Source organism: Bradyrhizobium sp. (genome assembly GCF_036009065.1).
GTDB lineage: Bacteria > Pseudomonadota > Alphaproteobacteria > Rhizobiales > Xanthobacteraceae > Bradyrhizobium.
The window spans coordinates 18,766-27,618 of sequence record NZ_DASYMN010000273.1; the positions used below are offsets into that span (position 1 = coordinate 18,766).

Sequence of the window (8,853 nt, forward strand, 5' to 3'; positions counted from 1 at the left end):
TCCATCCTTCGAGGCTCGCCGAAGACGGCAAGCACCTCAGGATGACGGTGGAGTGGGCTGCGACGGGGTTGACGGCGATTTGTCGCCGCGCCATTGAGCAGTGGGCCTTTGCGACCAGGACCCGCCGGAAAGCCATCATGCCTGTTCGTCTAGACAGCCGCAGCGCCGATTTTACCGGGCGTTTCAGCAGGTTTCTTGCGATGAAACGCGAGGTCTCGGCCGATATCGAGCTGGCGACCCGCGCCATCGTCGACGACGTGGCGGCGCGCGGCGACGCGGCGCTGATCGAGGCGACCCGCAAGTTCGACCGTCTGCAACTGGATGCCGCGGGCCTGCGGATCGCGCCTGCCGAAATCGACGCTGCCGTGCAGGCCTGCGACGTCAAGACCCTCGACGCGCTGAAATTCGCGCGCGACCGGATCGAGGTTTTCCATCGGCGGCAGCTACCGAAAGATGATCGCTTCACCGACGCGCTCGGTGTCGAGCTTGGCTGGCGCTGGAGCGCGATCGAGGCGGTCGGGCTCTATGTTCCCGGCGGCACCGCGGCCTACCCATCGTCGGTGCTGATGAACGCGGTGCCGGCGAAAGTCGCGGGCGTCGGGCGCGTGGTGATGGTGGTGCCGTCGCCCGACGGCAGGCTCAATCCGCTGGTGCTGGCCGCGGCGCATCTCGGCGGCGTTTCTGAAATCTACCGCGTCGGTGGCGCGCAGGCGGTGGCGGCGCTGGCTTACGGCACCGCGACGATCGCGCCGGTGGCGAAAATCGTCGGTCCCGGCAACGCCTATGTCGCCGCCGCCAAGCGCCTGGTGTTCGGCAAGGTCGGCATCGACATGATTGCCGGCCCGTCCGAAGTGCTTGTCATCGCCGACCATAACGGCAATGCCGACTGGATCGCCGCCGATCTGCTGGCGCAGGCCGAGCACGACGCCAACGCGCAATCGATCCTGATCACCGACAGCGCCGCGCTTGCGGACGATGTCGCGCGCGCGGTGGAAGCGCAGCTCACCACATTGCCACGCGCGAACATCGCGCGGGCGTCGTGGAAGGATTTCGGCGCGATCATTCTGGTTAAGGATCTTGATGACGCGGTGACGCTGGCCAATTCCATCGCCGCCGAGCATCTGGAAATCATCACGGCCGATCCCGAAAACATCGCCGCGCAAATCCGCAATGCCGGCGCGATCTTTATTGGGGCCCATACGCCTGAAGCGATCGGCGACTACGTCGGCGGCTCCAACCACGTGCTGCCGACGGCGCGTTCGGCGCGGTTCTCCTCGGGCCTCGGCGTGCTCGATTTCATGAAGCGGACGTCGATCCTGAAATGCGGACCGGACCAGTTGCGTCTGCTCGGTCCGGCGGCAATGACGCTGGGCGAGGCCGAAGGCCTGGGTGCCCATGCGCGCTCGATCGCACTGCGCCTCAATTTGTCATGAGCAAGCAACCTTCAGGGGACGATTCCAGGAACTGCATCGTCGCGGTGACGCTCGACGAGGAATCGATCGGGCGTTCCGGCCCCGACATCGAGCATGAACGCGCGATCGCGATCTACGATCTGATCGAGAAAAATCTGTTCGCCCCCGACGGCGCCGGGGAGGGGCCGTTCACGCTGCTGATCGGCATTACCGGCAACCGGTTGATGTTCGATATCCGCCGCGAGGACGGCACGCCGGTGGTGGCGCATCTATTGTCGCTGACGCCGTTCCGGCGAATCGTGAAGGACTATTTCATGATCTGCGACAGCTATTATCAGGCGATCCGCACCGCGACGCCGGACCGCATCGAGGCCATCGACATGGGCCGCCGCGGCATTCACGACGAAGGCTCGCGCACGCTGCAGGAACGGCTGAAGGGCAAGGTGCGGGTGGATTTCGAGACCGCACGGCGGCTGTTCACATTGATCTCCGTTTTGCACTGGAAGGGATGAGCGTGATGGATTCGAAGCGAAGCGATGGCCTCTCCTTACCTCTCCCCGGAGGGGAGAGGTCGCCGCGCATCGTCAGATGCGCGGCGGGTGAGGGGCCTATCCGCGCGTCCGCGTTGCGCGGAGAGACCCCTCACCCGAAGCCTGCGCTGCGCTCCGGCTTCGACCTCTCCCCTCCGGGGAGAGGTGAAAAGAAGCCGTGAGGCGTGGCGACTCCGCCGCGCGCGCGTGTCCCACAAGCCGTATTGTTCGCGTGCGGCCAGAATGCCGTGCGCTCGCCGATGGCGGAAAGCCTGCTGCAGCAGATGTTTCCCAAGGCGCTGTATGTGAAATCCGCCGGGGTCAAGAAGGGCGAACTCGATCCGTTCGCCGTCGCGGTGATGGCCGAACTCGGCCAGGATATTTCGAAGCACAAGCCGACCACGTTCGAGGAACTGGAGGACTGGGAAGGTCTCAACTTCGACCTTATCATCACGCTGTCGCCGGAAGCGCATCACAAGGCGCTGGACTTGACGCGAACGGTTGCCGCCGACGTGGAATACTGGCCGACGCACGATCCGACGGGAACCGAAGGTAACCGCGAGCAGAAGCTGGAAGCCTATCGCGAGGTCTGCGACGGCCTGCTGCTGCGCATCCGCAAGCGGTTCGCCAGGAGTGGAGCGGCGAGTGGGTGAACGTTCCCCGGATGCTGCGCAGCACGCCGCTCTTCGCGGCGTGGTGCGCTGCTAATCCGGGGCCGTAACGAACATAGTTCTCTCGTCAAGCCCGGCCATGACGGCTCTGTGTTCGGTATGGTCCCGGTTCTGCGAAGCAGCGCTTCGCAAGAGCTACGCGCCGCATCGCGCCCGGGAAACGGCAGCTATGGTGTTGTCTCACCGAATGCCTTCCGATAGGTTCCGCGCAAATTTCCCGCCCTCCCGCCACAAGCCCCGCATGCTAGGCCGTCCCAAATTCGTTCTCGCTTCCGGCTCGCCCCGGCGCCTCGGCCTGCTCAACCAGGCCGGCATCGAGCCCGATGCGTTGCGCCCCGCCGACGTCGACGAGACCCCGAAGCGCGGCGAGCTGCCGCGCGCTTGCGCCAACCGTCTCGCCCGCGCCAAGGCCGATGCCGCGCTCAAATCGGTGCAACTCGACGACGAGTTGCGCGGCGCCTTCGTTCTCGCCGCCGACACCGTGGTCGCGGTCGGCCGCCGCATCCTGCCGAAGGCCAATCTGGTCGACGAAGCGTCGCAATGCCTGAGGCTATTGTCCGGGCGCAACCATCGCGTCTACACCGCGATCTGCCTGGTGACGCCCAAAGAAGCGTTTCGCCAGCGCCTGATCGAGACTCGCGTGCGCTTCAAGCGGCTCAGCGAGGACGACATTCAGGCCTATATCGGCTCCGGCGAATGGCGCGGCAAGGCCGGCGGTTACGCGGTGCAGGGCATCGCCGGATCGTTCGTGGTCAAGATGGTCGGCTCCTACAGCAACATCGTCGGCCTGCCGCTGTACGAGACGATGACGCTGCTCGGCGGCGAAGGCTTTCCGATCCGGTTCGGCTGGTTGAATGCCGGTTAAACCGCCAGAAGATGCCAAGGGGGCAAAGGGGGCTACAAAGTCTTGCCCGATCTGCGGCAAGCCCGCCACCGAGGCCTCGAAGCCGTTCTGTTCCGAGCGCTGCCGGGACGTCGACTTGAACCGCTGGCTGTCGGATTCGTATAAAATTCCCGCCGCCAGGGATGACGACGAGAACGCGGATTGAGCGCCAAATTGCCGGTTTCAGGCCTATTTTGAGGCGGGTGGACACGGCCGCCCGGCCTGACTATAAACCGGCGCTCCCGGCCCTCGGCTAGGGAAGTGCCCAGGTAGCTCAGTTGGTAGAGCATGCGACTGAAAATCGCAGTGTCGGTGGTTCGATCCCGCCCCTGGGCACCATGCTTCGCCTTTGGCTACGCGCGGCGCCGCCCCGGTCACGCGCCGTCCGACAAATCCTGATACGTCACACGGTCCATTATCCCGTCCGCAAGCGCAATGCGATAGATCGCTTCCGTGAAGTGGCGGTTGTCGGGCAGGGCTTCAAAGGGGCCATCGACGAGGCGGCGCGGCAGTTCGACAAGGATGTCCGTCAACATGTCGAGTTCGAACGGCACAAACGTGCCCGCCGTCATGGAAAAGCGCGCGGGGGTGAAAAGCCTGGTGGCAAACATCTCTCCGGCAGTCATGGAGCTTTCGAGTCCGATATCGACCAGCCACACCTCGGTGCGCCGAAACAGGTCGGTGGCGACAAGTCCAGCCGTTTCGTGGTGCCGTTCGATCACGAGAACGGAGAAGCGCGCCGCGCGCATCGCCTCAAGGACCAGCGCCTCGTCGGACCCGGGTGCAAACCGGGCCGAGCCGGCAAAACGGTCGATCGCCCGGGAGCGCGGCGGCGAAGCGGTGTGAATGGCGAGGTCATAGACATAGTTCATCTCCTCCATGTCCTCGAGGATCAGTGTCTTTCCCCGTGCCAGACCCAATCGACGGGCCTGATTCAACAGCGCATCGCCCGATATACTCGCCAGGATCTGCTGGTGATGCTGCTTGCTGATTTCCCTGAACTGGCGGTAGCGCGCGAGCACTTCGTCCCGGCTTGACGGCGGGTCATCATACGCGAAGGCACTTTGTTCGCGAAAGGCGGCGGTGAGGGCCATGGAACTCCCCGGCTTGGTGGTCAGGTAACGACGGCGTCCGCGCCGCAACTCCACTTTAGATTTTTCGGCCGATTCGCGGAACGGCGAAATTCCTTTCAAGCATAGGAAAGCGGAACTTGCGCTGGATAACGCCCGCCATTCACGGGCATTCAAGGCGCCGTACGTTCCCGAGGCCTGCGCCTCGGGCAGCCCTGATCAAGTGCCGGTCGAATGTCACGAAGTCACCGCGATCTTCCGCCCGGCCGAGATGCAGAGCATCGGCAAAATCCAGGCCCTGCGCGGCGCGATCAAGCGCGTCGCCACCAGCGCCGGGTCCTCCAGCGACACCCTAGGCAGCCCGGCGAAGGCACGCAGCGCGGCGCAAACCCGCGCGGAATCCAGGCTGTAGGCGTGCAACTCCGGGGTAAGACGAAGGTAGGACTGGGGATTTTATGGCGTGTCGGCAAGCGGGTTGGCCGGTCCATTGGTGGTGTTCGGCGCGCGGAATCTCTCGTTGCAACTCCTCCATCAAAATCGGTCTTCCGTCTTTCAGCCTGATGTCCTCGATCTTGTAAGTAGTTGCATGGTTCAACGTGTTTCCGGAAAATCATGTATCACGATGATGGGTTTGCCGAGCTTGTTTGACCCTGGTCATTTCCGTATCCGCGGCTGCCCGGGAACCAGCGTTTGCTGCAGGCGTTGTTTCGATTGTTGCGGAGCGGCGTCATGACAGATCAAGATCAGCCACCAAGCGTGTCCGGCGCTGGTCAGAAACCGGCTTTAGACCCGGCGGAGCGCGAGCGCATTCAGAAGAAACAGGGCGGGCATCACTATCCTCCGCGGCCCGAGGACGGCCCGCCGATGGACGATACCGACCGCAATACCGACAAGATCATCAAGCCGAGCCGCCTGCCGAAGCCGTAATGCGATTATCAAACAACTCGTAGGGCGGGTCAGGCGAAGCCGTAACCCGCCACGATATCATCCCGATAAAACGAAGATGGCGGCTTACGCTCCGCTAATCCGCCCTACGGCCAATCTCAGACATGCTTTCTCGAGCAGTGGCCGAGCGATGCGCCGCGTAAATTTTACGGGGCGCTGGCGTAATCTGTGCTAGCATCATCGTTCAGGGAATTTCGAAACGCGGGCGGATATAGGGTTCGCGGCCGGGCTTGCGACGGTGTGGCCCCGTGCGTTGGAATTTGCGATGGACCGACTGCTCGATCTGCTGCGCAACGCGACGCCGTGACAACGGCGGCGGCAAAGTCGCCAGAATCGCGATGTCTCGCGGGGGCTTTCATTTGAAGGCGCCGGGGCGTCGAACCTCTGCGGCCACGACGATGAACGAGCAATCGTTCGCTGTGCGGCGCGGACTTGCGGTCGGCCAGGTGGACGTCTGGTTAGCCGCGTCCGACGAAATCAGCGCCGATGATCTTCGGAGCTATGAACGGCTGATGAGTCCCGACGAGCACGCGCGATGGACACGGTTCGTTGTTCCTAAACCGCGCCTGCAGCACCTCGTCGCGCGGGCATTGTTGCGGAGGACCTTGTCACGTTACGCCGAGGTTGCTCCACGGCAATGGCAGTTCGATGCCAACACCTACGGACGCCCGCATATCGCCGGGCCCACGCCGGCATGCGACCTGCGATTCAACATCTCCCATACCGACGGGCTGGTGGCTGTCGCCGTCGCCAAGGGCCTTGAAATCGGCGTCGACGTCGAGAATGTCGCGCGCAGTCTCGACGTCTTGCAGCTCGCTCCGTCGGTGTTCGCTCCCGCCGAGGTTGCAGCGCTTGAACTGGCTGCGGAACGGGATCGCGCCGACGTGTTTTTCAGCTTCTGGACGCTTAAAGAGGCTTATATCAAGGCGCGCGGCATGGGCCTTTCGCTGAAGCTCGATGGCTTCGCTTTCGACCTCTCCGGGACCCATCCACGCATCAGCTTCAATGACCGCTGCCCGGACGATCCCTCGCGCTGGCAATTCCGGCGCTATCTCCCAACCGCCACGCACGCGCTCGCTGTGGCGGTCTCGGCGCCGGAGAACGCGATCGACGTGCGTCTGATCTGGGTTGTGCCGGATGCTCAGCCCGACGCCAGCCCATGAGGCTTTATGCGGTCAGCGACCTCCATCTGGGGCATGAGGAAAACCGACGGGTCCTCGCCCAGATCGTCGCGCGCCCAAAATGACTGGTTGATCCTGGGTGGCGACGTCGGCGAAACAATTGCCGACCTCGAATTTGCGCTGCGAGCGCTGACGCCCCGGTTCCGCCAGATTGTCTGGACACCCGGCAACCACGATCTCTGGACGTTGCCGAGCGAGGTGCACGGCCGCTGCGGCCGAGCCAAGTACGACCAGATGGTGCAGCTGTGTCGCTCCTTCGGCGTCCTCACCCCCGAAGACCCCTACGCAATTGCGTGGTTCGGCGACCGCCGGGTTCGGATTGCGCCACTGTTCCTGCTCTATGATTACAGCTTTCGACCGCCCGACGTTCCCCTCGAACGCGCCCTCGACTGGGCGCGCGAAACCAACGTGGAATGCGTCGATGAGCATCTTCTGCATCCCGATCCGTACGCCTCACGCATCGAGTGGTGCCACGCGCGCTGCGAGGAGACCGAACCACGGCTGGCCGCCGGCGGGGATGACTTGCCTACGGTTTTGATCAACCACTTTCCCCTGCTGGAAAGTCTGGTGCGCCTGCCGCGTATTCCGCGCTTCAGCCTGTGGTGCGGTACGCGCCGGACGGCCGACTGGCACCGCCGCTTCGGGACCGAAGTGGTCGTCTATGGCCACTTGCACATCCGCTCGACCAAGCACGTGGACGGCGTTCGCTTCGAAGAAGTGTCGCTCGGATATCCGAAGCAATGGACCGGCCGCATTGCGGCCGAGAGCTGCCTGCGTGAGATCCTGCCAGGACCGGGCTGAAGCCGACGTACCGCCGTCATCCAGAGCTGTGCAAAGGCTGCGGAGCCGTCATTGGAATGCTGCTCCCGGGCAATGACGGCGATCTCGCCGCCTCATCGCAGACGCAATTGGACACCGGCGATGTGGGAGGTGTTCGAAGTTGACGTACTGCAAGCCCGGTGAGCGGGTCAACGGGAAGTCGGTTGAGAATTGGTGCGGATACCGATCGAGCCCGCGCAATCAACCGTTCAGGTCTTCTTGTGCAGCCGCACGATCATGTCGATCCGGCTGACCTCGTAGCCGTCCGGCACATCCGGCAATTCCTGCAGCATCAGCTGCGGATTTGGAATATCGACCAGCTCGTGGCTGTTTTCGAGATAGAAGTGGTGATGCGAGCTGACGTTGGTGTCGAAGTAGGTCTTGGCACCGTCAACGCTGACCTGCCGCAGCATTCCCGCGTCGGTCAACAGGTTGAGCGTATTGTAGACGGTGGCGAGTGAAACCGGCACGTTGGCCTGGATGGCTTCTTCGTAGAGCATTTCCGCAGTCAAATGGCGTGGCCCTTTTCCGAACAACAGCCAGCCGAGTGCCATGCGCTGGCGGGTCGGGCGCAAACCCACATCCACCGACCGGAACATTTCGTTGACGTCAGACCAGGGACAGCCCGTCAACGGGCGTCGGCTCAAAGCCGGGGTCGTGATGGCGGTGGTGTTGTCCCGCGAACCAGCAACGTTGTTGCTCATACTCACTTTGGACCAATCCTTCATCGAACATAACTTACTCTCGCTGAGTAGTATTGGTCAACTGTAATCGCTTAAGTTGTGAGGATGCTCTGAGGATCTTTCCTTTTGGTTTGCTGCGTTTCCGATCTCCGCAACCGACCGATTAAGCGTCCGCTCGAACGAACCAGTACAACCGTTTACCGGTTGCGCGGGCAATCCTTGCGGACGTGATGCAAATTTACGCTCGTTCTATTTCAGGACGGAAGCGTCGGCTCCAACATCATCGGAGAGCGAGGTGCAATCTTGGGCGGCTTGTTGATCATCATGGCGTCCTGCGTGTTCTACGGCGCGGCGACCCAAGGCTGTATGATATATGTCGTGGTCATCATCTCCTCACTCCCGCGCTTCAGGCGATACGGCGGTCTTGACGATCCTGAGGCTAGTCGAGAGGATCCAGCCAAGCTTCCGCGTTCTCGCGGCGCAGTGCGTCCGAGGTTTGCCAGAACTCCTCCACCAGAGAACCGCGCTGGCGCGATGGAGCGGCGGGAGGCGCCAGGATGCTTGCGAGGCACCCTTCAGACGGAGCAGCGGCCCCGCCTTGCGCAGCTGATAACGCCAGCCGCGCGCGCCCAGTGACGTAGGGCGCGGCGCCTCCCGGC

The 8,853-nt window shown here is 63.1% G+C and carries 11 protein-coding genes and 1 tRNA gene; 10 read left to right on the forward strand and 2 right to left on the reverse strand.

Translation table 11 applies throughout. The annotated features are described in order from the left end of the window. Positions 1–137: 137 nt before the first annotated feature. The 6 genes from hisD to VGP39_RS16680 all read left to right on the forward strand — a co-directional run bounded on the left by hisD (position 138) and on the right by VGP39_RS16680 (position 3,835). Positions 138–1,433, forward strand: coding sequence for a histidinol dehydrogenase (gene hisD, locus VGP39_RS16655; protein ID WP_327569204.1), 1,296 nt, complete (start codon positions 138–140; stop codon positions 1,431–1,433). Next, positions 1,430–1,924 carry a UPF0262 family protein gene (locus VGP39_RS16660; protein ID WP_327569205.1) on the forward strand — a complete coding sequence of 165 codons (495 nt, stop codon included), beginning with the start codon at positions 1,430–1,432 and terminating at the stop codon, positions 1,922–1,924. The genes hisD and VGP39_RS16660 overlap by 4 nt, the downstream gene beginning before the upstream one ends. 203 nt (positions 1,925–2,127) lie before the next feature. Then, entirely contained in the window at positions 2,128–2,595 is a 468-nt protein-coding gene (locus VGP39_RS16665) for a low molecular weight phosphatase family protein (RefSeq protein WP_327569206.1), read from the forward strand. A gap of 259 nt (positions 2,596–2,854) precedes the next feature. Next, entirely contained in the window at positions 2,855–3,478 is a 624-nt protein-coding gene (locus VGP39_RS16670) for a Maf-like protein (RefSeq protein ID WP_327569207.1), read from the forward strand. Then, entirely contained in the window at positions 3,468–3,662 is a 195-nt protein-coding gene (gene yacG / locus VGP39_RS16675; RefSeq protein WP_327569208.1) for a DNA gyrase inhibitor YacG, read from the forward strand. The genes VGP39_RS16670 and yacG overlap by 11 nt, the downstream gene beginning before the upstream one ends. A 97-nt stretch (positions 3,663–3,759) precedes the next feature. Next, positions 3,760–3,835: transfer RNA gene (locus VGP39_RS16680), tRNA-Phe, on the forward strand. A 35-nt stretch (positions 3,836–3,870) separates the two neighbouring features. On the opposite strand, the gene VGP39_RS16685 is transcribed toward VGP39_RS16680, so the two are convergent. Next, a complete protein-coding gene (locus tag VGP39_RS16685; RefSeq protein ID WP_327569209.1) occupies positions 3,871–4,590 on the reverse strand; it encodes a hypothetical protein in 720 nt (239 codons plus the stop codon). A gap of 199 nt (positions 4,591–4,789) precedes the next feature. On the opposite strand from VGP39_RS16685, the gene VGP39_RS16690 reads away from it, so the two are divergent. The 4 genes from VGP39_RS16690 to VGP39_RS16705 all read left to right on the forward strand — a co-directional run bounded on the left by VGP39_RS16690 (position 4,790) and on the right by VGP39_RS16705 (position 7,493). Further along, positions 4,790–4,978 carry a hypothetical protein gene (locus tag VGP39_RS16690; protein WP_327569210.1) on the forward strand — a complete coding sequence of 63 codons (189 nt, stop codon included), beginning with the start codon at positions 4,790–4,792 and terminating at the stop codon, positions 4,976–4,978. Between the two features lie 317 nt (positions 4,979–5,295). Then, complete coding sequence (locus tag VGP39_RS16695; protein WP_327569211.1) at positions 5,296–5,493, forward strand: hypothetical protein; 198 nt, start codon at positions 5,296–5,298, stop codon at positions 5,491–5,493. Between the two features lie 416 nt (positions 5,494–5,909). Further along, positions 5,910–6,674 carry a 4'-phosphopantetheinyl transferase family protein gene (locus VGP39_RS16700; RefSeq protein ID WP_327569212.1) on the forward strand — a complete coding sequence of 255 codons (765 nt, stop codon included), beginning with the start codon at positions 5,910–5,912 and terminating at the stop codon, positions 6,672–6,674. A 33-nt stretch (positions 6,675–6,707) separates the two neighbouring features. Beyond that, complete coding sequence (locus VGP39_RS16705; RefSeq protein ID WP_327569213.1) at positions 6,708–7,493, forward strand: metallophosphoesterase; 786 nt, start codon at positions 6,708–6,710, stop codon at positions 7,491–7,493. A gap of 227 nt (positions 7,494–7,720) precedes the next feature. Here the strand turns inward: VGP39_RS16705 and irrA are convergent, their stop codons facing one another. Beyond that, positions 7,721–8,215: an iron response transcriptional regulator IrrA gene (irrA, locus tag VGP39_RS16710; RefSeq protein ID WP_327569214.1), complete on the reverse strand. Its 495-nt coding sequence runs from the start codon at positions 8,213–8,215 to the stop codon at positions 7,721–7,723. Between the last annotated feature and the right edge of the window lie 638 nt (positions 8,216–8,853).